We start from the raw sequence: 267 nt of genomic DNA on the forward strand, positions 1-267 counted from the left end.
ACCGGGACGGGATGACGCTGGCGGAGGCGCTGAAGCTGGCGGTTCAGGCGTTGTCGCGGGACACGAACGGCAGCGAGCGGGAGATTCCCGCGGAGCGGCTGGAGGTGGCGGTGCTGGACCGGACGCGGCCGCAGAAGCGGAAGTTCAAGCGGATCGAGGGGCGGGCGCTGGTGCGGTTGCTGGAGGCCGGCTCGGCGGACGCGGAGCCGACGTCCGGCGGGGACGTGGAGTAGCCGGGCTGAGGTGCGGATGCCTGCGGCGCAGGGT

Annotated in this window: 1 pseudogene; it reads left to right on the plus strand. The window is 73.4% G+C overall.

From position 1 onward, the window contains the following. Nucleotides 1–233 (plus strand): annotated as a pseudogene (locus tag CCN29_RS35985) (proteasome subunit alpha); the annotation flags it as partial. Nucleotides 234–267: the final 34 nt, after the last annotated feature.

It is taken from the genome of Streptomyces pseudogriseolus, assembly GCA_002154585.1.
Lineage (GTDB): Bacteria > Actinomycetota > Actinomycetes > Streptomycetales > Streptomycetaceae > Streptomyces > Streptomyces pseudogriseolus.